18 protein-coding genes and 4 tRNA genes are annotated in these 24,036 nt (G+C 43.1%); 21 read left to right on the top strand and 1 reads right to left on the bottom strand.

From position 1 onward, the window contains the following. Positions 1-1,099: 1,099 nt before the first annotated feature. Positions 1,100-2,116: a UDP-N-acetylmuramate dehydrogenase gene (murB, locus tag L2703_RS17580; protein ID WP_248972335.1), complete on the top strand. Its 1,017-nt coding sequence runs from the start codon at positions 1,100-1,102 to the stop codon at positions 2,114-2,116. Further along, positions 2,113-3,072, top strand: a complete 960-nt coding sequence (gene birA / locus L2703_RS17575) for a bifunctional biotin--[acetyl-CoA-carboxylase] ligase/biotin operon repressor BirA (protein WP_150138661.1) — start codon at positions 2,113-2,115, stop codon at positions 3,070-3,072. The genes murB and birA overlap by 4 nt, the downstream gene beginning before the upstream one ends. Before the next feature lie 10 nt (positions 3,073-3,082). Here the strand turns inward: birA and coaA are convergent, their stop codons facing one another. Beyond that, on the bottom strand, positions 3,083-4,033 hold the full coding sequence (coaA, locus tag L2703_RS17570; protein ID WP_150138660.1) for a type I pantothenate kinase: 951 nt from the start codon (positions 4,031-4,033) through the stop codon (positions 3,083-3,085). Positions 4,034-4,255: 222 nt separating this feature from the next. Here coaA and L2703_RS17565 point away from each other — a divergent pair. From L2703_RS17565 to rplC, 19 genes are all read left to right on the top strand, one after another. After that, a tRNA-Thr gene (locus tag L2703_RS17565) sits at positions 4,256-4,331 on the top strand. Positions 4,332-4,338: 7 nt separating this feature from the next. Further along, positions 4,339-4,423, top strand: a tRNA-Tyr gene (locus L2703_RS17560). A gap of 36 nt (positions 4,424-4,459) precedes the next feature. Further along, a tRNA-Gly gene (locus L2703_RS17555) sits at positions 4,460-4,533 on the top strand. 10 nt (positions 4,534-4,543) lie between these two features. Next, positions 4,544-4,619, top strand: a tRNA-Thr gene (locus L2703_RS17550). A 108-nt stretch (positions 4,620-4,727) separates the two neighbouring features. Next, entirely contained in the window at positions 4,728-5,912 is a 1,185-nt protein-coding gene (gene tuf, locus L2703_RS17545) for an elongation factor Tu (protein ID WP_248972328.1), read from the top strand. Between the two features lie 267 nt (positions 5,913-6,179). Then, positions 6,180-6,551, top strand: a complete 372-nt coding sequence (gene secE, locus L2703_RS17540; RefSeq protein WP_188740714.1) for a preprotein translocase subunit SecE — start codon at positions 6,180-6,182, stop codon at positions 6,549-6,551. Between the two features lie 10 nt (positions 6,552-6,561). After that, on the top strand, positions 6,562-7,113 hold the full coding sequence (gene nusG, locus L2703_RS17535; RefSeq protein ID WP_248972334.1) for a transcription termination/antitermination protein NusG: 552 nt from the start codon (positions 6,562-6,564) through the stop codon (positions 7,111-7,113). Between the two features lie 129 nt (positions 7,114-7,242). Next, on the top strand, positions 7,243-7,671 hold the full coding sequence (rplK, locus tag L2703_RS17530) for a 50S ribosomal protein L11 (protein WP_160056465.1): 429 nt from the start codon (positions 7,243-7,245) through the stop codon (positions 7,669-7,671). Between the two features lie 4 nt (positions 7,672-7,675). After that, positions 7,676-8,377 (top strand): 50S ribosomal protein L1, encoded by a 702-nt coding sequence (gene rplA, locus L2703_RS17525; RefSeq protein WP_248972333.1) that lies wholly within the window; start codon positions 7,676-7,678, stop codon positions 8,375-8,377. Positions 8,378-8,663: 286 nt separating this feature from the next. Continuing rightward, positions 8,664-9,164, top strand: a complete 501-nt coding sequence (rplJ, locus tag L2703_RS17520; protein ID WP_188923170.1) for a 50S ribosomal protein L10 — start codon at positions 8,664-8,666, stop codon at positions 9,162-9,164. Between the two features lie 54 nt (positions 9,165-9,218). Continuing rightward, positions 9,219-9,587: a 50S ribosomal protein L7/L12 gene (gene rplL, locus L2703_RS17515; protein WP_248972332.1), complete on the top strand. Its 369-nt coding sequence runs from the start codon at positions 9,219-9,221 to the stop codon at positions 9,585-9,587. 232 nt (positions 9,588-9,819) lie between these two features. Next, positions 9,820-13,851, top strand: coding sequence for a DNA-directed RNA polymerase subunit beta (rpoB, locus tag L2703_RS17510; RefSeq protein WP_248972331.1), 4,032 nt, complete (start codon positions 9,820-9,822; stop codon positions 13,849-13,851). Between the two features lie 82 nt (positions 13,852-13,933). Next, the gene (gene rpoC, locus L2703_RS17505) at positions 13,934-18,160 is read left to right on the top strand and encodes a DNA-directed RNA polymerase subunit beta' (RefSeq protein WP_248972330.1); all 4,227 of its coding nucleotides are present in this window, start codon (positions 13,934-13,936) and stop codon (positions 18,158-18,160) included. A 177-nt stretch (positions 18,161-18,337) separates the two neighbouring features. Then, positions 18,338-18,712, top strand: coding sequence for a 30S ribosomal protein S12 (gene rpsL, locus L2703_RS17500; protein ID WP_025823559.1), 375 nt, complete (start codon positions 18,338-18,340; stop codon positions 18,710-18,712). Positions 18,713-18,794: 82 nt separating this feature from the next. After that, positions 18,795-19,265, top strand: coding sequence for a 30S ribosomal protein S7 (rpsG, locus tag L2703_RS17495; RefSeq protein ID WP_160056453.1), 471 nt, complete (start codon positions 18,795-18,797; stop codon positions 19,263-19,265). Positions 19,266-19,343: 78 nt separating this feature from the next. Beyond that, on the top strand, positions 19,344-21,440 hold the full coding sequence (gene fusA, locus L2703_RS17490; RefSeq protein WP_248972329.1) for an elongation factor G: 2,097 nt from the start codon (positions 19,344-19,346) through the stop codon (positions 21,438-21,440). 69 nt (positions 21,441-21,509) lie between these two features. Further along, on the top strand, positions 21,510-22,694 hold the full coding sequence (tuf, locus tag L2703_RS17485; protein ID WP_248972328.1) for an elongation factor Tu: 1,185 nt from the start codon (positions 21,510-21,512) through the stop codon (positions 22,692-22,694). 358 nt (positions 22,695-23,052) lie between these two features. Beyond that, complete coding sequence (gene rpsJ / locus L2703_RS17480) at positions 23,053-23,364, top strand: 30S ribosomal protein S10 (protein ID WP_011635639.1); 312 nt, start codon at positions 23,053-23,055, stop codon at positions 23,362-23,364. A gap of 27 nt (positions 23,365-23,391) precedes the next feature. Further along, positions 23,392-24,030 carry a 50S ribosomal protein L3 gene (gene rplC / locus L2703_RS17475; RefSeq protein WP_248972327.1) on the top strand — a complete coding sequence of 213 codons (639 nt, stop codon included), beginning with the start codon at positions 23,392-23,394 and terminating at the stop codon, positions 24,028-24,030. Positions 24,031-24,036: the final 6 nt, after the last annotated feature.

The raw sequence follows: 24,036 nt of genomic DNA, 5'->3' as shown, positions 1-24,036 counted from the left end.
AACTCCAAACTTGCTCAATTGGGTTTAATTCCGGAGTATAATACTAATCAGTACAACAATGTGCTCATGCTTACTGGTTAACATTGCTTATAGTCTGGCGAGAATTGTTGAGGCTAGAAAAACTAGCTCGATTCAATTACAGCCTTATTCTAAGCGATGTTCCTGATACAATCTTTAATCATTTACTTATTCTGATTGGTACTGCATAAATTAACTCGTTAGTTTTTCAATTTCGTGAGCATAAATTAATTATTCTTTCAAATTCTGTAACAAAGAAATGGACAGACTGAGAGTTTCCAGCAAACGGGTTTCTATTCTTCTTAAGAGCATTTTGACGAACGATGTTATGGCTCTTGGAGTTAGTCGATGCTGGAGCAGTTGCCGACGACTGCATGGATGCTGGAGGTAGAGCAACGCAGGAGCAGTTGCCGACGACTGCATGGATGCTGGAGGTAGAGCAACGCAGGAGCAGTTGCCGAGAACAAATATGCCTACAATACTATCACTTGCCTAGGGTCTGTTGATTTTTCAAGGTTATTTTTGCAGCGAGTTGTTGGTCTTTTATACAAGGTAGAGACGTTGAAGTGTAGTTATTCTACATAAAAAGTCGATAACGCAGTAAAAATGACCAACAAACGCTGCCCACAGGGTTCGACTAAAAACGTTTTACTCTTTGTTGAATAGATTTTGCTTAGGTGGCTAGGCTTCAATCCATTCGCCTCGATTAAAACGTTTTTAACTCGAACAAAATTCAACCAGCAAAGATCAACAGACCCTAGCAAGCCTGGAGTTCCAGCTGTTAATCAACTAAATTCGGTCACCTTAGTTAAGTTCTTTAAGCTACATCTTTAAACGGTTTAGTCATAGTTTCAAATTCATTAGGACTTTGAAATTGAAGTATAAACGCATCCGTATCCCGCAGTATCACATATTGATGTAATGCTAGACTGATGCATACAGCATAGTACGATTTGATAAAACGATTTTCACTCGAACGATAAAGTTTGGCTAAAATGATATTAAGATTTAGATCGAAACTCGAGAATCGAATTTATGTTCCCTGTTACAATATGTTATTACTTTAAAGATTAATAATTTTATGTCTATTTCCTTGGCTCCACTTAATACATTTGGTCTTAAACAAAATTGCTCAGCTTTGGTTCGTGTAGTGACTAAATCTGAGCTAACGACAGCCTGTAGGTTTCTTTATTCTGAGCAAGTGCCGATGCTTATATTAGGCGGTGGTAGTAATTTAGTTTTTACCACTGACTATCAAGGTACTGTGGTGAGTGTAGAAACGAAAGGAATTAAGATCACAACAGATGATGACTATTATTACGTCAATGCCCAAGCAGGGGAGAATTGGCATTCATTAGTTGAATTTTGTTTAGCTAATAATATTAATGGTCTGGAAAACATGGCACTTATACCTGGCACAGTGGGTGCGGCTCCAATACAAAATATTGGTGCCTATGGTATTGAATTTAATCGTTATTGCCAAGATGTAGAGTTTTTGCGATTAGACACTAACGAGCTTGTTGTGTTCAGCAACGAGCAGTGTCGGTTTGGCTATCGCGAATCAATATTTAAGCAGGAGTTAAAACACCTCGTGGTGATTACGGAGGTGACACTAAAATTACCTAAACAATGGCAGCCAATACTTGAGTATGGTCCATTACAACATCTGGAACAGTCAACTGTGACAGCGCAGCAAATATTTGATTGTGTCTGCCAGGTTCGCCAATCTAAACTACCTGATCCCAGCTTGCTAGGTAATGTTGGGAGTTTCTTTAAAAACCCTATTGTTTCATCAAGTCAGTTTATAACGCTTAAGCAGCGGTTTCCTTCGATAGTGGCCTTTAAGCAAGCGGATGAGCAATACAAACTAGCCGCGGGCTGGTTGATTGAACAGGCGGGTCTAAAAGGATTTCAAATAGGTGGAGCTGCGGTGCATAAAGATCAAGCTTTAGTACTCGTCAACACAGGTCAAGCAACTGGTGAAGATGTGTGTCAATTAGCGAAATATATTATTGACGTCATATATGCTTTATTTGACGTTACCTTGCATGTTGAGCCGAGGATTATTGGACCTGAAGGGGAGATTGAAATCAAATGAATGATCATTGGTTACGCAAAAGGCAGATATTAGCTTGCTTGAGTCACAAGGTGTTTGTGTCTGGTGAAGTCATTGCACAGTCATTGTCACTCTCTCGTGCAGCTATTAATCAACATATTGATGCACTTAAAGACTATGGTGTCGAAATTTATAGTGTGAAAGGTAAAGGTTATAAGCTTGCTAGTGCGATTTCTTTGCTAAATGAAACCGAGTTGGTTAATAACATAGAAAATCGGTGTTTCTATTTTGACGAAATCCACAGTACTAATACATTTATGTTAGAACATGCATCTGAGCTTAAGTCTGGTGATGTATGTGTGGCTGAATTTCAGTCTGCAGGTCGTGGGCGTCGTGGACGAAAGTGGTTATCTCCTTATGGTCACCATATTTACGCTTCATTGTTTTGGCGTTTAAATAAAGATATTTCACATGCGAGTGGTCTGAGTTTGGTGGTTGGTTGTTCAATTGTAAAAACCTTACAGGATTTAGGTGTAGAAGGGTTAGGTGTTAAGTGGCCTAATGATATCTATTTGGACCATAAAAAACTGGCAGGTATCCTCATTGAATTACGTCAACATTCTGATGTAAAAACAGAACTGATTATTGGTTTTGGCATCAATATGAGCATGTCTGTAGAACAAGGTGATTTAATTGATCAGCCTTGGAGCGACTTATCTGTCATGGCTAATATGCCTGATAAAACCGATCTTTTAATTAAGCTGCATCAGCAAATAAAGCGTGATCTGGTTATGTTTGAACAACACGGTTTGGAGCTATTTTTGGATCGTTGGAACCAAAATGATTTGTTTATTAACCGTGAGATAACATTGTTAATGGCACCAAATTCAGTTACTGGGACTTGTCGGGGTATCGATAAAAATGGTGCGATATTATTAGAGAATGAACAAGGTGTTGCTGCATTTGTTGGAGGTGAAATAAGTTTAAGGGCAACTTAAAAGGGCCAGTTTACTTGCGTAACAACACTTTATTCATTAAATGATTGTGGCCTTTTTGCAGAATAAGATGCGCGCGCTCTCGTGTTGGCTGAATATTAAGTTGTAAATTAGGCCCATTTATCGTGTCCCATATATTGGCGGCTATGGCGTTAGCTTCGTCATCGCTTAAGCTAGCGTAATGATGGAAAAATGATTTTGGGTCACTAAATGCGCCTTTTCTAAACTGCAAAAACCGTTGTTTGTACCATTGCTTTAGTAATGACTCCTCGGCATCGACATATATTGAGAAATCGACAAAGTCAGAAACAAATGGTCGTCTGGTGTCTATAGGAGTATCTAAACCGGTTTGCAGGACATTAAGACCTTCAAGAATTAAAATATCAGGTTGGCGTATAGCCTGATGTTTATCGTGGCATCGGTCATAAGTGACATGGGAATATAATGGTGCTAAGACTTCTTTATTACCTGCTTTTACAGCAGAAATAAACTCGACTAGCATTTTCATATCGTAACTTTCAGGAAAGCCTTTGCGTTGCAACAATCCTTTGCGTTTAAGATCAGCAAGCGGGTATAAAAAACCGTCGGTGGTGACGAGATCCACTTTAGGATGCTCTGGCCAACGTTGAAGCAATGTTTGCAAAATACGTGCAGTAGTGCTTTTTCCTACAGCTACGCTGCCAGCAATACTGATAATATAAGGACCTGGCACATCTTTTTGTTCTAAAAACTTACTTAGAACTAAGCCTCGTTGCTGTTTTGATCCAACAAATAGATTCAATAAACGGCTTAGCGGTAAATAAATGTCGGTCACTTCGTCCAGTGACAGTTTTTCATTCATACCACGAAGGTTTTCGAGTTCAGTTTGACTCAACGTCAGTGGCACTGATTTACGTAATTCTGCCCAATGCTCGCGCTGAAAAGCAAAATAGAGTGCATCTTGTATTGAGTTTATTGAAGTCATAACCATTCCTCTAGGTTGGTCAGGCACATTACACTATCGAATAATTGGCGACAATACTTTGATATTGATTTGTCGTCATGTGGGATATATTCGCCCAGAAATTGCACTTTTTTAGAAAAACGAGACCAAAAAAACGCCATTTGAAACTTTTTTTAGGTTTTTTCGCATTTATCTATTGCACTCCTGAGCACATTTACCTAATATCCGAACCCGAAATGACATGCCGGCATAGCTCAGTTGGTAGAGCAACTGACTTGTAATCAGTAGGTCCCGAGTTCGACTCTTGGTGCCGGCACCATTTTACTGGAGGGGTTCCCGAGTGGCCAAAGGGATCAGACTGTAAATCTGACGGCTCAGCCTTCGAAGGTTCGAATCCTTCTCCCTCCACCATTTTTCTAGGTAGTTAGGTAGCCTATGTTAGGTTGCGCGGATGTCGTATAATGGTATTACTCCAGCCTTCCAAGCTGATAACGCGGGTTCGATTCCCGCCATCCGCTCCAAAATTTGATTGCTGATATGGCTCAGTTGGTAGAGCGCACCCTTGGTAAGGGTGAGGTCGGCAGTTCGAATCTGCCTATCAGCACCAGCCTGCCATACTAACTCCTAACAATACTTGATTCGATGTCATATTAATGCATCGGATTTTTATTATATGTGTGTTTTCATCACCAAACTATTGGATTGAGGCAATACCATGGCAAAAGCTAAATTTGAACGTTCAAAGCCACACGTAAACGTAGGCACCATCGGTCACGTTGACCATGGTAAAACAACTTTAACAGCAGCTATCTCTTCTGTATTGTCTAAGACATACGGTGGTGAAGCTCGTAACTTCGCACAAATCGATAACGCTCCAGAAGAGCGTGAGCGCGGTATTACTATTAATACTTCTCACATCGAATATGACACTCCATCACGTCACTACGCACACGTAGACTGTCCAGGTCACGCGGATTATGTTAAAAACATGATCACTGGTGCTGCACAGATGGACGGCGCAATCCTAGTAGTAGCAGCGACAGATGGCCCAATGCCACAAACTCGTGAGCACATTCTACTTTCTCGTCAAGTAGGTGTACCTTTCATCATCGTATTCATGAACAAGTGTGACATGGTAGATGACGAAGAGTTACTAGAATTAGTAGAAATGGAAGTTCGTGAACTTCTATCAGAATACGACTTCCCAGGTGATGATTTACCAGTAATCCAAGGTTCAGCATTAAGAGCGCTAGAAGGCGATGCAGCATGGGAAGCAAAAATCCTTGAGCTTGCAGAAGCGTTAGACTCTTACATTCCAGAGCCAGAGCGTGACATCGATAAGCCATTCCTACTACCAATCGAAGACGTATTCTCGATTTCAGGTCGTGGTACAGTAGTAACAGGCCGTGTAGAGCGTGGTATTATCCGCGTATCAGACGAAGTAGAAATCGTAGGTGTTCATGCTACGACTAAAACAACTTGTACTGGTGTAGAAATGTTCCGTAAACTGCTTGACGAAGGTCGTGCAGGTGAGAACTGTGGTGTGTTATTACGTGGTACTAAGCGTGATGACGTAGAGCGTGGTCAAGTACTAGCTAAGCCTGGTTCAATCACACCTCACACAACGTTCGAATCAGAAGTATACGTGTTATCAAAAGAAGAGGGTGGTCGTCACACTCCATTCTTTAAAGGTTACCGTCCACAGTTCTACTTCCGTACAACAGACGTAACAGGTACTATCGAGTTACCAGAAGGCGTAGAAATGGTAATGCCTGGTGACAACATCAAGATGGTAGTTACACTAATTTACCCAATCGCGATGGACGACGGTTTACGTTTCGCTATCCGTGAAGGTGGCCGTACAGTAGGTGCTGGTGTTGTAGCTAAAATCATCGCGTAATAGCGACTTTAGTGAACACTGAAAAAGGAAGCTTCGGCTTCCTTTTTTGTTTTTACGAAAAAAACACCGCTTTATTGATTTTTTTGGCTAATTTGTTGCGCTAACTTTACCTGTATTGTTGCGAACAAAGCTGAATAAGAATACAATCTATGGCCGATTTTTGACCCTGTGCTTATGCATTTTCTGGGAAAGCTCGGAAATGCGGATTTGGTAAATATGTTGTTTACCAAGCTAAGCTCAGGTCGTAGTGAGTAACGGAATTAACCGATGACAACAAATACTGAAAACCAGAGTAATTCTTTGGATATCGTTAAGTGGGGCGTAGCAGCATTGCTAATTGCTGCTGCTGTTATAGGCAATCAATTTTACGCAGATGCAAATGTTGTGGCTCGTGTTGCTGGGGTCATTATTGCTTTTGCTATTGCTGGTGTTATTGCATTGCAAACTATTAAAGGTAAACAAGCATTATCATTTGCCCGTGAAGCACATATTGAGGTGCGTAAAGTAGTATGGCCAACTCGCCAAGAGGCGCTTAATACTACCTTTATCGTACTTGCAGCAACTGGTGTGGTTGCATTGGTCCTATGGGGATTGGATGCAGTTTTGTTACGAGTAGTCAATTTAATTACTGGCGTATAGGCATCTAAAAATGACTGAAGCTACAGAAGCGAAAAAAAGATGGTATGTAATTCAAGCCTTTTCAGGTTATGAAGGTCGTGTACTTAAAACACTGCTAGAACATATCAAAATGCACAACATGGAACATTACTTTGGTGAGATTTTAGTCCCAACTGAAGAAGTGGTAGAAATGCGTGCGGGTCAGCGTCGTAAGAGCGAACGTAAATTTTTCCCTGGCTATGTATTAGTCCAAATGGAAATGAACGATGACAGCTGGCATTTAGTGAAGAGCATTCCGCGAGTGATGGGCTTTATTGGTGGAACCTCTGATCGTCCAGCGCCGATTTCTGATAAAGAAGCTAATGCTATTCTTCAGCGCCTACAAGACACTATTGAGTCACCTACTCATCGTGTAATGTACGAACCGGGTGAAGTGGTTCGTGTGTGCGATGGTCCATTTGCAGACTTTAATGGCACAATTGAAGAAGTAGACTACGACAAGAACCGCGTTAAGGTTTCTGTGATGATTTTCGGTCGTTCAACGCCAGTAGAGTTAGATTTTAATCAAGTAGAAAAAACCTGATTAAAATAACTACAAAATAAAGATTGTTTGCGGGTGCGTATTTTACTATAATTCGCACCCGTTGTTTTCAGGGGAGCAAATTGGCATGTCGCCGAGATGCGCTAGAACCCAAATAGAGGAAATGTCGACATGGCAAAGAAAATTGAAGCTTATATTAAGCTACAAGTAGCAGCCGGTGCTGCAAACCCGTCTCCACCAGTTGGTCCTGCTTTAGGTCAAAAAGGTGTGAACATCATGGAATTCTGTAAAGCATTCAACGCTCGTACTGAAAAGTTCGAAAAAGGTATGCCAATTCCTGTTGTTATCACTGTATATAACGACCGTTCTTTCACTTTTGAAACTAAGACTCCACCTGCGTCTTTCCTACTGCTTAAAGCAGCTGGTTTGAAATCAGGTTCTGGCCGTCCTAATACTCAAAAAGTAGGAACTATCAAGCGTAGCGCAGTTCAGGAAATCGCTGAAACTAAAGCCGCTGATATGACTGGTGCTGACATTGAAGCGATGACTCGCTCAATTGAAGGTACTGCACGTTCAATGGGTTTGGTAGTAGAGGACTAATATAATGGCAAAGCTAACTAAGCGCGCTCGCGTAATCCGCGAAAAAGTTGATGCAACTAAACTGTACGACATCAACGAAGCAGTAGCACTTTTAAAAGAATTAGCAACTGCTAAATTCGTAGAAAGTGTTGACGTAGCTGTTAACCTTGGTATCGATCCTCGTAAATCAGACCAAAACGTGCGTGGTGCTACTGTACTACCACACGGTACTGGTCGTGACGTTCGTGTTGCTGTATTCACTCAAGGTGCAAACGCTGAAGCTGCTAAAGCTGCTGGCGCAGAACTAGTGGGTATGGAAGATTTAGCTGAACAAGTTAAAGCTGGCGAAATGAACTTTGACGTTGTTATCGCATCACCAGACGCAATGCGCGTTGTAGGTATGTTAGGTCAAATCTTAGGCCCACGTGGTTTAATGCCTAACCCTAAAACTGGTACTGTAACGCCAAACGTTGCAGAAGCAGTTAAAAATGCTAAAGCTGGTCAAGTTCGTTACCGCAACGACAAGAACGGTATTATCCACACTACTATCGGTAAAGTGGATTTCACTGCTGAACAGTTAAAAGACAACTTAGAAGCGTTAGTGTCTGCACTGAAAAAGGCTAAGCCTGCAGTTGCAAAAGGCGTTTACGTTAAAAAAGTTAGCATCTCTACCACTATGGGTGCAGGTGTAACTGTTGACCAAGCTAGCTTGGAAGACGCTAAGTAATTTTACAAAATGCGTGCGTTAGTCTATAATGCGCGCACTTTGTGGGTTGAAGCTCCTTTTTGCTTAATTTAACCAAATTATTTAGGTGAATTAGTTGAAACGTGAGCTTCCGTCCAAGACCGCAGGCGTCAATCGTAAGGTTAACTTAATTTCCTGCGTAGACGGTGTCAGGCCCCAGCTAAAATTTTTTACTGGAATATCTGCACCGTAAGTAACTAAGCACATGTTGTGTTTAGTTTGGTAAATTCTAGGGGTATTCCCTAGGTAGAATCCAGGAGTAAAGCCAATGGCATTAAGACTCGAAGACAAAAAGGCAATTGTTGCTGAAGTCAACGAAGCTGCCAAAGGTGCACTTTCTGCAGTAGCCGCTGATTCTCGCGGTGTAACTGTAGGTGCTATGACTGTTTTGCGTAAAACAGCTCGCGCTAACGGTGTTTATGTACGTGTAGTACGTAACACGCTAGCTCGTCGTGCTGTTCAAGGTACTGCTTTTGAGTGCCTAGCCGAAACGTTCACTGGCCCAACTTTATTAGCTTTTTCTACTGAGCACCCAGGTGCTGCAGCGCGTCTTTTAAAAGATTTCGCTAAAGAACAAGCTAAGTTTGAAGTTAAAGGTGCAGCTTTCGAAGGGGAATTTATCCCTGCAGCTGATATTGATCGTTTAGCGAAACTACCAACATACGAAGAAGCACTAGCTCAGTTAATGATGACTATGAAAGAAGCATCTGCTGGCAAGTTCGTTCGTACATTGGCCGCCCTTCGCGATCAAAAACAAGACGCCGCTTAATTTTAAGTTGGCCGCTTAATCAAATTGAATTCAGAACAATAGGAAATATTTCTAATGTCTATCACTAAAGACCAAATTTTAGAAGCTTTTGCAGCAATGTCTGTAATGGAAGTTGTTGAACTAATCGAAGCAATGGAAGAGAAGTTCGGCGTTTCTGCTGCTGCTGCAGTAGTTTCTGGCGGTAGCGATGCTGGTGCAGCTGCTGAAGAACAAACAGAATTCGACGTAATTCTTACTTCACACGGCGACAACAAAGTAGCAGTTATTAAAGCTCTACGTGGCGCTACAGGTCTAGGCCTGAAAGAAGCTAAGACTATGGCTGAATCTTCGCCAATCGCTGTTAAAGAAGCGGTAAGCAAAGAAGAAGCTGAAGCGCTTAAGAAAGAATTAGAAGAAGCTGGTGCTTCTGTTGAAATCAAGTAAGCTATAACTTACTTGCTCACCCAAGCAATTGGGTGAAGGCTGGCGGTTTTTTAACCGTCGGCCTTTTTTGCGCTTTATGCGCAGGCGATTTTTATTCACCGTTTGTCGCCAGTTTTAGCAGTCCCTAGCAGAGATTACTGGTTAGGTTCTTGCCATCAACGGTGATGGGCAAACGTGCTGATTTAATTATATTATTTCAGTCTTGGTCACATCTCGTAAGCAGAGGAAACCCATGGTTTACTCCTATTCTGAAAAGAAGCGTATTCGCAAAGACTTTGGTAAGCGTCCAAAAGTTTTGGATATCCCTTATTTATTGTCTATCCAGTTAGACTCTTTTAAGAAGTTCACCGATCAAGACCCTACGGGTGAACGCGGCTTAGAAGCTGCATTCCGTAGCGTTTTTCCTATCAAGAGCTTTTCTGGCTATAGTGAGCTGCAATATGTCAGCTACAAGCTAGGTGAGCCAGTTTTTGATGTGAAAGAATGTCAGATCCGCGGTGTTACTTATTCAGCACCACTTCGCGTTAAGTTACGCATGGTGTTGTTTGACCGTGAAGCTGCAGCTGGCACTGTTAAAGACATTAAAGAACAAGAAGTCTACATGGGTGATATCCCATTGATGACTGATAACGGTACTTTCGTTATTAATGGTACTGAGCGCGTTATCGTATCTCAGTTACACCGTTCTCCAGGCGTGTTCTTTGATCATGACCGTGGTAAAACCCACTCTTCAGGTAAGGTGCTGTATAACGCACGTATTATTCCTTACCGTGGTTCATGGCTTGATTTTGAATTCGATCCTAAAGATGCACTATTTGTTCGTATTGACCGTCGTCGTAAATTACCGGCAACGATTATTTTACGTGCACTTGAATACTCTACTCAGGACATCTTAGATTTATTCTTTGAGCGTATAGAGTTTAAAATCAAGAAAGATTCACTTGTTATGGCACTTGTGCCTGACCGTTTACGCGGCGAAACAGCAAGTTACGACATTAAAGATGCAGAAGGCACTTTATTAGTTGAAGCTGGCCGTCGTATTACTGCTCGTCATATTAAGCAACTTGAAAAAACCAACACCACTGAGCTTGAAGTGCCAGTTGAATACATTGTTGGTAAGTATGCTGCACAAGATTATATTGACGAAGACACAGGTGAAGTATTAGTTACTGCTAACAGTGAGATTAGCTTAGAAGATTTAGCTAAGTTATCACTTGCTGGTATTAAGAACATTGATACATTATTTATCAATGATCTTGATCATGGTGCTTATATTGCTGACACATTACGCATTGACTCTACAACTAACCGCCTAGAAGCATTAGTTGAGATTTATCGTATGATGCGTCCTGGCGAGCCACCAACCAAAGATGCAGCTGAAGGTTTATTCCAAAACCTATTCTTCAGTGAAGAACGTTATGACTTATCTAAAGTAGGTCGTATGAAGTTCAACCGTCGTCTAGAAATCGCTGAAGACGAAGGTAACGGCGTGTTGTCTAAAGAAGACATCGTTGCTGTAATGAAGAAAATCATCGAAATCCGTAACGGCTATGATGAAGTCGACGATATTGACCACTTAGGTAACCGTCGTATTCGTAGCGTAGGTGAGATGGCTGAAAACCAATTCCGTGTTGGTTTAGTTCGTGTAGAGCGTGCTGTTCGTGAACGTCTATCATTAGGCGATTTAAACGAGCTTATGCCACAGGACTTAATTAACGCTAAGCCAATTTCTGCGGCAGTGAAAGAATTCTTTGGTTCTTCACAGTTGTCACAGTTTATGGATCAAAACAACCCGCTATCAGAAGTGACGCACAAGCGTCGTATTTCTGCACTTGGCCCAGGTGGTTTGACTCGTGAACGTGCAGGCTTTGAAGTTCGTGACGTACATCCAACTCACTACGGTCGTTTATGTCCAATTGAGACCCCTGAAGGTCCAAACATTGGTCTAATCAACTCATTAGCCAGTTTTGCTCGTACTAACTCTTATGGTTTCTTAGAAACACCTTACCGCAAAGTGGTTGATGGTGTGATTACTGATGAAGTTGAATACTTATCAGCAATTGAAGAAGGCCGTTATGTTATTGCACAGGCAAACATTGAAGTAGACAGTGCTGGCCGTATGGTTGAAGAACAGATTGCGTGTCGTCATAAGGGTGAATCTACCTTTATGCGTGCTGCAGATGTTCAATATATGGACGTATCACCACAACAGATTATTTCTGTTGCGGCATCACTTATTCCGTTCTTAGAACACGATGATGCTAACCGCGCATTGATGGGTGCAAACATGCAACGTCAAGCCGTTCCTACTTTACGTGCTGATAAGCCGTTAGTAGGTACTGGTATTGAGCGTACGCTTGCTGTTGACTCTGGTGTGGTTGTTGCGGCTAAACGTGGCGGTGTTGTTGACTACGTTGACGCTAGCCGTATCGTTGTTAAAGTGAATGAAGATGAGCTACGCCCAGGCGAAGCCGGTATCGACATTTATAACTTAACAAAATATACCCGTTCAAACCAAAACACCTGTATTAACCAACGTCCTTGTTGTTTCGTTGGTGAGCCAGTGGTTCGTGGTGACGTATTAGCCGATGGTCCATCAACCGATTTAGGTGATTTGGCTCTTGGTCAAAATATGCGTATCGCGTTCATGCCTTGGAACGGTTATAACTTCGAAGACTCGATCTTAATTTCTGAGCGCGTTGCGCAAGAAGATCGTTTCACTACTATTCATATCCAAGAGCTTTCTTGTATTGCTCGTGATACTAAATTAGGTAGCGAAGAAATCACAGCTGATATTCCAAACGTAGGTGAGTCTGCTTTATCTAAATTAGATGAATCAGGTATCGTTTACATTGGTGCAGAAGTGAAGGGTGGCGACATTCTAGTGGGTAAAGTGACACCTAAAGGTGAAACACAGTTAACCCCAGAAGAGAAACTACTCCGTGCTATTTTTGGTGAAAAAGCATCTGACGTTAAGGACAGTTCATTACGTGTACCTAACTCAGTGAAAGGCACCATCATCGACGTTCAGGTATTTACCCGTGACGGCGTTGAAAAAGACAAGCGCGCGCTTGAAATCGAAGAAATGCACGTTCGCCAAGCTCGTAAAGACTTAGGTGAAGAGTTCAAAATCCTTGAAGAAGGTGTATTGAGCCGTGCACGTAACTTGTTACTGTCTGTAGGTTATTCAGAAGCTAAATTAGCTGAAATCCCACGTAAAGACGTGTTAATTCAAGTTATCGACGATGAAGCAAAACAAACTGAATTAGAACAGTTAGCTGAACAGCACGAAGAGCTAAAAGCTGACTTTGACAAGAAGTTTGAAGTTAAGCGTCGTAAGATCACCCAAGGTGATGATTTGGCACCAGGTGTACTGAAAATTGTTAAGGTTTACTTAGCCGTTAAACGTACCATCCAACCAGGTGACAAAATGGCGGGTCGTCATGGTAACAAAGGTGTTATCTCGAAGATCTGTCCAATCGAAGACATGCCATACGATGAAGAAGGTAATCCAGTAGACATCGTACTAAACCCATTGGGCGTACCATCGCGTATGAACATCGGTCAGGTACTTGAAGTTCACATGGGTGCTGCAGCCAAAGGCATCGGTAACAAGATTACCGCTATGCTTGAAGAGCAGCGTGAAATTGCCGAACTTCGTAACTACATCAAGCAAGTTTACGAGTTAGGTGACGACGTGCTACAGCGTGTTGACATTGATTCGTTTAGCGATGAAGAGGTCGTGCGCCTGGCTACTCACCTAAAAGGTGGTGTGCCGATTGCTACACCAGCATTCGACGGTGCTAAAGAGAAAGAGATCAAGCAAATGCTTGCTCTTGCAGGCTTACCTGAGTCTGGCCAGTTAACTCTGTGTGACGGCCGTACCGGTAACGAATTTGAGCGTAAAGTAACTGTTGGTTACATGTACATGCTCAAACTGAACCACTTAGTTGATGACAAGATGCACGCCCGTTCTACCGGTTCGTACAGCTTAGTGACTCAACAACCATTGGGCGGTAAAGCTCAATTTGGTGGTCAGCGTTTCGGTGAGATGGAAGTGTGGGCACTTGAAGCATACGGTGCAGCTTATACTCTACAAGAAATGCTAACAGTTAAGTCAGATGACGTTAACGGTCGTACTCAGATGTATAAAAACATCGTCGACGGTAACCATCAGATGCAACCAGGCATGCCTGAGTCTTTCAACGTGTTGTTGAAGGAAATCCGTTCACTTGGTATTAATATCGAGTTGGACCAAGAGTAAGCATCGCACTTAAGCAATGTTTGGTAACCAAGGGTGCTTTGCATCTGCAAAGCACCTGGTTTAACTCCTTCAGGAGAGAAACGTGAAAGACTTATTAAAGTTTCTTAAACAGCAAAGCAAGACTGAAGAATTCAACGGAATTAAAATTGGTTTGGCTTCGCCAGATCTCATCCGTTCTTGGTCTTTTGGTGAAGTAAAGAAGCCAGAAACCATTAACTACCGTACATTCAAGCCTGAGCGTGAAGGTTTGTTCTGTGCGCGTATCTTTGGTCCGGTTAAAGATTACGAATGTTTGTGTGGTAAATACAAACGTCTTAAGCACCGTGGTGTGATTTGTGAAAAGTGTGGCGTAGAAGTTACCCAGACTAAAGTGCGTCGTGAGCGCATGGGTCACATTGAATTGGCTAGCCCAGTTGCCCACATTTGGTTCTTAAAATCACTTCCGTCACGTATCGGCTTAATGCTTGATATGACGTTACGTGATATCGAACGCGTACTGTACTTTGAATCATTTGTTGTGATCGAGCCTGGCATGACCACGCTTGAGCGCGGCCAAATGCTAACCGAAGAAACGTATCTTGATGCGTTAGAAGAATACGGTGACGAGTTTGAAGCTAAGATGGGTGCCGAGGCAGTGTTAGAATTGCTACGTGCTATCAACTTAGAAGAACAGATCGAACAAATGCGCGAAGAGTTGCCATCTATCAACTCTGAAACCCGTCGTAAAAAGGTGACAAAACGCCTTAAACTGATGGAAGCATTCTTCACATCTGGCAACAAGCCAGAGTGGATGATCTTAAAAGTATTACCGGTTCTGCCACCTGATCTACGTCCATTAGTGCCGTTAGATGGCGGTCGTTTCGCGACTTCAGATCTTAACGATCTTTACCGTCGTGTGATTAACCGTAACAACCGTTTGAAGCGTCTGTTAGATTTAGCTGCGCCTGACATTATCGTACGTAACGAAAAACGTATGTTACAAGAGTCAGTTGATGCGCTATTAGATAACGGTCGTCGCGGTCGTGCTATTACCGGTTCTAACAAGCGTCCGCTTAAATCTCTTGCAGATATGATCAAGGGTAAGCAAGGTCGTTTCCGTCAAAACTTACTTGGTAAGCGTGTTGACTATTCAGGCCGTTCGGTAATTACCGTAGGTCCTACTTTACGTCTACATCAGTGTGGTCTTCCTAAGAAGATGGCACTTGAGCTATTCAAACCATTTATTTATGGCAAGTTAGAAGGTCGTGGTTTAGCCACTACCATCAAAGCGGCTAAGAAAATGGTTGAACGCGAACAGGCTGAAGTATGGGATGTATTAGACGAAGTCATTCGTGAACATCCTGTGATGCTTAACCGTGCACCAACACTTCACAGACTGGGTATTCAAGCATTTGAACCTGTTCTGATTGAAGGTAAAGCAATTCAATTGCACCCGTTAGTTTGTGCGGCATATAACGCCGACTTCGACGGTGACCAAATGGCGGTTCACGTTCCATTAACGCTTGAAGCTCAGTTAGAAGCTCGTGCGCTAATGATGTCAACCAACAACATTTTGTCACCAGCAAACGGTGAGCCTGTAATTACTCCGTCTCAGGACGTGGTATTAGGTCTGTACTACACCAGCCGTGAACGTATTAACGGCCGCGGTGAAGGCATGGCATTTGCTTCAGTAGCTGAAGTAGAAAAAGCCTATGCTACTGGTGCAGCTGAATTACATGCTCGCGTTAAAGTGCGTATCACTGAAACCACAATTGCAGACAATGGCGATAAAACCAAAGCAACACGTATCGTTGATACCACTGTTGGCCGTGCGCTTTTATCATTGATTCTGCCAGAAGGCTTATCTTATGATTTGGTTAACCAAAACATGGGTAAGAAGCAGATCTCTAAGCTATTGAACACCTGTTACCGTCAACTAGGTCTTAAAGATACTGTTATCTTTGCTGACCAATTGATGTATACCGGTTTCCGTTTTGCAACCATTTCTGGTGCCTCTGTAGGTATCGACGATATGGTTATTCCAGATGAGAAATACACCCTAGTTGCAGACGCAGAAGCTGAAGTACTTGAAATTCAAGAACAGTTCCAGTCAGGTCTGGTGACTGCTGGTGAGCGTTACAACAAAGTTATCGATATCTGGGCAAGTGCCAACGAAAAAGTCTCTAAAGCGATGATGGAAAACCTGTCAACAGAGACAGTGATTAACCGTGATGGCGTAGAAGAGAAACAAGCCTCGTTTAACAGCATCTACATGATGGCTGACTCAGGTGCTCGTGGTAGTGCTGCTCAGATCCGTCAGTTGGCGGGTATGCGTGGTCTGATGGCAAAACCGGATGGTTCTATCATCGAAACTCCAATTGTGGCTAACTTCCGTGAAGGTCTAAACGTACTACAGTACTTTATTTCTACTCACGGTGCGCGTAAAGGTCTTGCCGATACCGCATTGAAGACAGCTAACTCGGGTTACTTAACTCGTCGTCTAGTAGACGTTGCACAAGACTTAGTCGTTATTGAAGACGACTGTGGTGTTGAGCATGGTCTAACCATGAAGCCATTGATTGAAGGTGGTGATGTAGTTGAGCCTCTACGCGAACGTGTTCTAGGTCGTGTTGTTGCTGTTGACGTATTAAAGCCAGGTACAGAAGAAGTGCTTGCGCCACGTAACACACTGCTTGATGAAGCATGGTGTAACACGTTAGAAGAGCACAGTATCGATGAAGTTATTGTACGTTCTGTAATTACCTGTGAAACAGACTTTGGTGTGTGTGCAGCGTGTTACGGCCGTGATTTGGCTCGTGGTCATATTATTAACCACGGTGAAGCCATTGGTGTTGTTGCAGCACAGTCAATCGGTGAACCAGGTACACAGTTAACCATGCGTACGTTCCACATTGGTGGTGCGGCATCTCGTGCGTCAGCAGAAAACAACGTTCAAGTTAAGAACGCAGGTTCTCTGAAGCTACATAATGCTAAGCATGTTTCTAATATCGACGGTAAGCTTGTTATTGTTTCTCGTTCTTCTGAGATTGCCATCATCGATGAGCTTGGTCGTGAGAAAGAGCGTTATAAAGTGCCATACGGTACCGTGTTAGAGAAATTGGAAGACAGTGAAGTTGCAGCTGGCGAGATCATCGCAAACTGGGATCCACATACTCACCCAATTATTTCTGAAGTAGCGGGTAGCGTAAAATTTGTTGATATGATCGACGGTGTAACCATGACACGTCAAACGGACGAGTTAACTGGTTTATCATCTGTTGTGGTATTAGAAATTGGTGCGCGTACTTCTGCAGGTAAAGAGTTACGTCCAGCCATTCGTCTTGTTGACGCTGATGGTAATGACTTAATGATCCCTGGCACTGAAGTACCAGCTCAATACTTCTTACCAGGTAACGCGATTGTGTCGAAAGACGATAACGCGAAAATCAACGTTGGTGACGCATTAGCACGTATTCCACAAGAATCGTCTAAAACGCGCGACATCACCGGTGGTCTACCACGTGTTGCTGACTTATTCGAAGCGCGTAAGCCAAAAGAGCCTGCAATTCTTGCAGAGATCTCAGGTACTATCTCGTTCGGTAAAGAGACCAAAGGTAAGCGTCGTCTCGTGATTACCCCTGCTGATGGTGGCGAACACTATGAAGAGATGATCCCTAAGTGGCGTAACTTAAACGTGTTCGAAGGTGAAAAAGTTGAGCGCGGTGAAGTTATCGCTGACGGTCCAGAAGCCGCACATGACATTTTACGTCTTCGTGGTATCCACAATGTTGCAAACTACATTGTGAACGAAGTACAGGATGTTTACCGTCTACAGGGCGTTAAGATCAACGATAAGCATATCGAAGTTATCATTCGTCAAATGCTGCGTAAGTGTTTAATTACTTCAGCAGGCGACAGTGAGTTCTTAGAAGGCGAGCAAGTTGAAGTATCGCGCGTTAAGATAGCTAACCGAGAGCTAATTGCTCAAGGTAAAGCGCCTGCAACGTTCGAACGTGAATTATTGGGTATTACCAAAGCATCTTTGGCTACCGAATCATTCATTTCAGCGGCATCGTTCCAAGAAACCACTCGCGTGTTAACAGAAGCGGCAGTTGGCGGTAAGAGCGATCCATTACGTGGTCTAAAAGAAAACGTCATTGTAGGTCGTTTAATTCCTGCTGGTACTGGTTATGCTTACCACAAAACGCGCAATGAAGAGCGTGCTAAAGCAGCAAACTCTAAAGGCAAAGTTGAAGTGGCAACTGTGACAGCAAGCGAAGCTGAACAAAACCTAGCGGATCTATTAAACTTGGCAGGCAGCCAAGATTAAGTTAGTTTTTTGTTAAAAAAAGGCGCCTAGGGCGCCTTTTTTATTGTAATTTGCAGTTAAAGTTGGCTATTTCTTGACAGGCAGCCATTACCTTTCTAAAATTCCGCGTCCTACCATTGTGGGATATAGATTTTTCACACCTAATTGTTGAGTTTAAATCAACTGTCGGAGCTATACATGGCAACTGTAAACCAGTTGGTACGTAAGCCACGTGCGCCAAAAGTCGAAAAGACTAATGTGCCTGCGTTGAACGCGTGCCCACAAAAACGTGGTGTTTGTACTCGTGTGTACACAACAACACCTAAAAAACCTAACTCTGCACTACGTAAAGTAGCTCGTGTGCGTCTAACTAACGGTTTCGAAGTGACTTCGTACATCGGCGGTGAAGGCCATAACTTGCAAGAGCACAGTGTAATCCTAATCCGTGGTGGTCGTGTTAAAGACTTACCTGGTGTGCGTTATCACACTGTTCGTGGCGCATTAGACTGTGCTGGCGTGACTACACGTCGCCAAGGCCGTTCTAAGTACGGTGCTAAGCGTCCTAAGTCTTAACGTATCCCGTTTAAGTAAGGCCAAGCTAGTATTTATTTGACATTCCAGTTTTGGAAATACCTGAAGCATACGGAGAATTGATATGCCAAGACGTCGCGTTGTAGGACAACGTAAAATCCTACCAGATCCAAAGTTTCACAGTGAGTTGTTGGCTAAGTTCATCAACGTCATTATGCAGGACGGCAAAAAGTCGACTGCTGAAAAAATTATCTACAAGGCGTTAGATGTTGTCGCTGAAAAGAAAAGCGAAAATCATTTAACTATCCTTGAAGCAGCCCTTGATAACGTTCGCCCATCAGTCGAGGTTAAATCTCGTCGTGTTGGTGGTTCAACGTATCAAGTACCATGTGAAGTTCGTCCAGTGCGTCGTAACGCACTAGCGATGCGCTGGTTAGTTGAAGCTGCTCGCAAGCGTGGTGAAAAATCTATGGCTCTACGTCTAGCAGGTGAAATGCTAGATGCATCTGAAAACAAAGGTACTGCTGTTAAGAAGCGTGAAGACGTGCATCGCATGGCTGAAGCTAACAAAGCCTTTGCTCATTACCGTTGGTAATATAATGGAGCGGGCGATTGCCCGCTCCATATTGTTGATATTGCTAAAACGTCTGTTTTGGCTGAGAGGGTATAACTAGTGGCTCGTACAACCCCAATTGAGCGTTATCGTAATATCGGTATCGTTGCTCATGTGGATGCAGGTAAAACTACCACAACAGAACGTGTTCTGTTCTATACCGGTATGTCTCATAAAATCGGTGAGGTGCATGATGGCGCCGCCACGACCGACTGGATGGTACAAGAGCAAGAGCGTGGTATTACTATCACTTCTGCTGCTGTAACCACTTTTTGGCGCGGTATGGAAGCTCAATTTGCAGAACACCGTATTAATATCATCGATACCCCAGGTCACGTAGACTTCACAATTGAAGTTGAGCGTTCATTACGCGTACTTGATGGAGCCGTAGTTGTATTTTGTGGCTCATCAGGCGTTGAACCGCAATCTGAAACTGTATGGCGTCAAGCTGACAAATACCACGTTCCGCGTATGGTGTTTGTGAATAAGATGGACCGTGCAGGTGCAGATTTTGACCGAGTAATAAAACAAATTCGTAATCGACTTGGCGCAACTTGTGTACCAATCCAATTAAATATTGGTGCAGAAGAAAACTTCAAGGGTGTTATTGATTTGATAAAGATGAAAGCCATTAACTGGTCTGAAACAGATCAGGGAATGACGTTCACTTATGAAGACATTCCTGCAGATCTAGCAGCTAAAGCTGCTGAAATGCACGAGTATCTTGTGGAAGCAGCCGCTGAAGCCTCAGATGAACTGATGGACAAATACCTTGAAGAAGGTGAGCTATCAGAACAAGAGATTAAATCAGCACTGCGTCAGCGCACAATTAACAATGAGATCGTACTCGCAACCTGTGGTTCAGCATTTAAGAACAAAGGTGTGCAGGCGGTACTTGATGCGGTTGTCGACTTTTTACCAGCGCCAATTGATGTACCTGCAATTAAAGGTATTGATGAAGACGAGAAAGAAGTTGAACGTCCATCTGATGATGATGCGCCATTTGCCGCATTAGCATTTAAAATTGCGACTGATCCATTTGTTGGAACACTTACCTTTATCCGCGTATATTCCGGTGTACTTGAGACAGGTGCGGGCGTTTATAATTCTGTAAAACAGAAACGTGAACGTATTGGTCGTATGGTGCAAATGCACGCAAACGATCGGACCGAACTAAAAGAAGTGCGCGCAGGTGATATTGCTGCGGCCATTGGTCTAAAAGATGTTACAACAGGCGATACTCTTTGCGATAATGATCACAAAGTGATTCTTGAGCGCATGGAGTTCCCAGAGCCCGTAATTACCATTGCCGTTGAGCCTCGTTCGAAAGCAGATCAGGACAAAATGGGGATTGCGCTGCAAAAATTAGCAGCAGAAGATCCATCATTCCGAGTCGAAACTAACGAAGAATCAGCACAAACACTGATATCTGGAATGGGTGAGTTACACTTGGATATTATCGTTGACCGTATGCGTCGCGAATTCAGTGTAGAATGTAACGTAGGTAAACCTCAGGTAGCCTATCGCGAGACTATCCGTTCGAAAGTAGAAGTGGAAGGTAAATTTGTACGCCAATCTGGCGGTCGTGGCCAATTTGGTCATGTCTGGCTAAGATTAGAGCCGCTCGAAGAGGGCGCTGGCTACGAGTTTGTCAATGAAGTCGTTGGTGGTGTTATTCCACGCGAATACATACCCGCAGTTGACAAAGGTATTCAAGAACAGATGAAAAATGGCGTATTAGCCGGTTATCCTGTTCTTGATGTGAAGGTCACATTATTTGACGGTTCATATCATGATGTGGACTCGAATGAAATGGCGTTCAAAATTGCAGGTTCTATGGGCTTCAAACAGGGTGCGCTAGATGCAAACCCAGCGTTGCTTGAACCCTGTATGAAAGTAGAAGTCACTACACCTGAAGATTATATGGGCGATGTTGTTGGTGACTTAAACCGACGTCGTGGCATAATTGAAGGTATGGACGATGGCATCGCAGGTGTTAAACTTGTTCATGCAGTAGTACCTCTATCTGAAATGTTTGGTTATGCAACTGATTTGCGCTCTGCATCTCAGGGCCGTGCTTCTTACTCTATGGAGTTTTATAAGTACGCAGATGCACCGCAAAACATTGCAAAAGCGATTATAGAATCTCGTAACTAATATTGGTTACGGCATTAATGTTATATTGCTCGAATTTATCGAGCACTTCTGAAAAGAAAGGAATTTATCGTGGCAAAAGCTAAATTTGAACGTAGTAAGCCTCACGTAAACGTAGGCACCATTGGTCACGTTGACCATGGTAAAACAACTTTAACAGCAGCTATCTCTTCTGTATTGTCTAAGACATACGGTGGTGAAGCTCGTAACTTCGCACAAATCGATAACGCTCCAGAAGAGCGTGAGCGCGGTATTACTATTAATACTTCTCACATCGAATATGACACTCCATCACGTCACTACGCACACGTAGACTGTCCAGGTCACGCGGATTATGTTAAAAACATGATCACTGGTGCTGCACAGATGGACGGCGCAATCCTAGTAGTAGCAGCGACAGATGGCCCAATGCCACAAACTCGTGAGCACATTCTACTTTCTCGTCAAGTAGGTGTACCTTTCATCATCGTATTCATGAACAAGTGTGACATGGTAGATGACGAAGAGTTACTAGAATTAGTAGAAATGGAAGTTCGTGAACTTCTATCAGAATACGACTTCCCAGGTGATGATTTACCAGTAATCCAAGGTTCAGCATTAAGAGCGCTAGAAGGCGATGCAGCATGGGAAGCAAAAATCCTTGAGCTTGCAGAAGCGTTAGACTCTTACATTCCAGAGCCAGAGCGTGACATCGATAAGCCATTCCTACTACCAATCGAAGACGTATTCTCGATTTCAGGTCGTGGTACAGTAGTAACAGGCCGTGTAGAGCGTGGTATTATCCGCGTATCAGACGAAGTAGAAATCGTAGGTGTTCATGCTACGACTAAAACAACTTGTACTGGTGTAGAAATGTTCCGTAAACTGCTTGACGAAGGTCGTGCAGGTGAGAACTGTGGTGTGTTATTACGTGGTACTAAGCGTGATGACGTAGAGCGTGGTCAAGTACTAGCTAAGCCTGGTTCAATCACACCTCACACAACGTTCGAATCAGAAGTATACGTGTTATCAAAAGAAGAGGGTGGTCGTCACACTCCATTCTTTAAAGGTTACCGTCCACAGTTCTACTTCCGTACAACAGACGTAACAGGTACTATCGAGTTACCAGAAGGCGTAGAAATGGTAATGCCTGGTGACAACATCAAGATGGTAGTTACGCTAATTTACCCAATCGCGATGGACGACGGTTTACGTTTCGCTATTCGTGAAGGTGGCCGTACAGTAGGTGCTGGTGTTGTAGCTAAAATCATCGCGTAATAGCGACTTTAGTGAACACTGAAAAAGGAAGCTTCGGCTTCCTTTTTTGTTTTAAGAAAAAACATCACAATCTAGTGGCATAAATACATAATTTGTGTAAAATGCGCCGCAATTGGTAATGAACATTCTTTCTGAAGAGTCTTTACACAATGGGCTTGATCTTCAATATAAGATCTGTATAATTGCCCACTCGCTCACTTGTGAAGCGAAAATACATGTTTAACCAAATAAATTGGTTATTCATTTTCATAGCGACTCCGATTGGGAGTCGAACGGTTAAATCATCTCGCTCTGCTTTTCCAGTTTGGAAGTAGCTAGAGGGTGATTTTTTATGTGTCCATTTTAGGAGCTCTGGTCAATGCAGAACCAAAGAATCCGTATCCGCTTAAAAGGCTTTGATCATCGTTTGATTGATCAGTCTACAGCGGAAATCGTTGAAACTGCTAAGCGTACAGGCGCGCAGGTACGTGGTCCTATTCCACTACCAACACGCAAAGAGCGTTATACCGTTTTGATCTCTCCGCACGTTAATAAAGATGCTCGTGATCAGTACGAAATTCGTACCCACAAGCGCTTAGTTGACATCGTAGAGCCAACAGAAAAGACTGTAGACGCGTTAATGCGTTTAGATCTTGCGGCTGGTGTCGACGTTCAGATTAGCTTAGGTTAATTGAGATCCTTAGAAGAGGTTTGAGAGATGGCTATCGGTCTTATTGGTCGTAAAGTGGGTATGACTCGCATCTTCACTGAAGATGGTACGTCAATCCCTGTAACAGTAATTGAAATTGCTGGCAACCGCGTGACTCAAGTGAAAACTTTAGAAACTGACGGCTACCGCGCACTTCAAGTGACTACTGGTACCAAAAAAGCCAATCGCATCACTAAAGCAGAAGCAGGTCATTTTGCCAAGGGCGGCGTAGAAGCCGGTCGTGGTTTATGGGAATTGCGTCTTGCAGACGGTGAAGGCGAAGGCATTGAAGTTGGTGCTGAGCTTAATGTAGATATTTTCGCTGAAGTAGTGAAAGTAGATGTTACTGGTCAATCAAAAGGTAAAGGTTTCCAAGGCGGCGTTAAGCGTTGGAATTTCCGTACTCAAGATATGACTCACGGTAACTCATTGGCGCACCGCGCGAACGGTTCTATCGGTCAGAACCAAACGCCTGGTCGTGTATTCAAAGGCAAAAAAATGTCAGGTCATATGGGTGCTGAGCAAGTAACTACTCAAAATCTACACGTAGTACGTGTTGATGCAGAGCGTAACTTGTTGTTAGTACGCGGCGCAGTTCCAGGCGCTACCAATGGTGATCTAATCATTAAGCCTGCAGTTAAAGCTTAGGTCTGA

Origin of the sequence: Shewanella basaltis, from assembly GCF_023283885.1 — a bacterium.
In the GTDB taxonomy this organism is placed as follows: domain Bacteria; phylum Pseudomonadota; class Gammaproteobacteria; order Enterobacterales; family Shewanellaceae; genus Shewanella; species Shewanella basaltis.
Note: the sequence above shows the minus strand (reverse complement) of the source record. Positions and strands in the feature narration are given on the sequence as shown.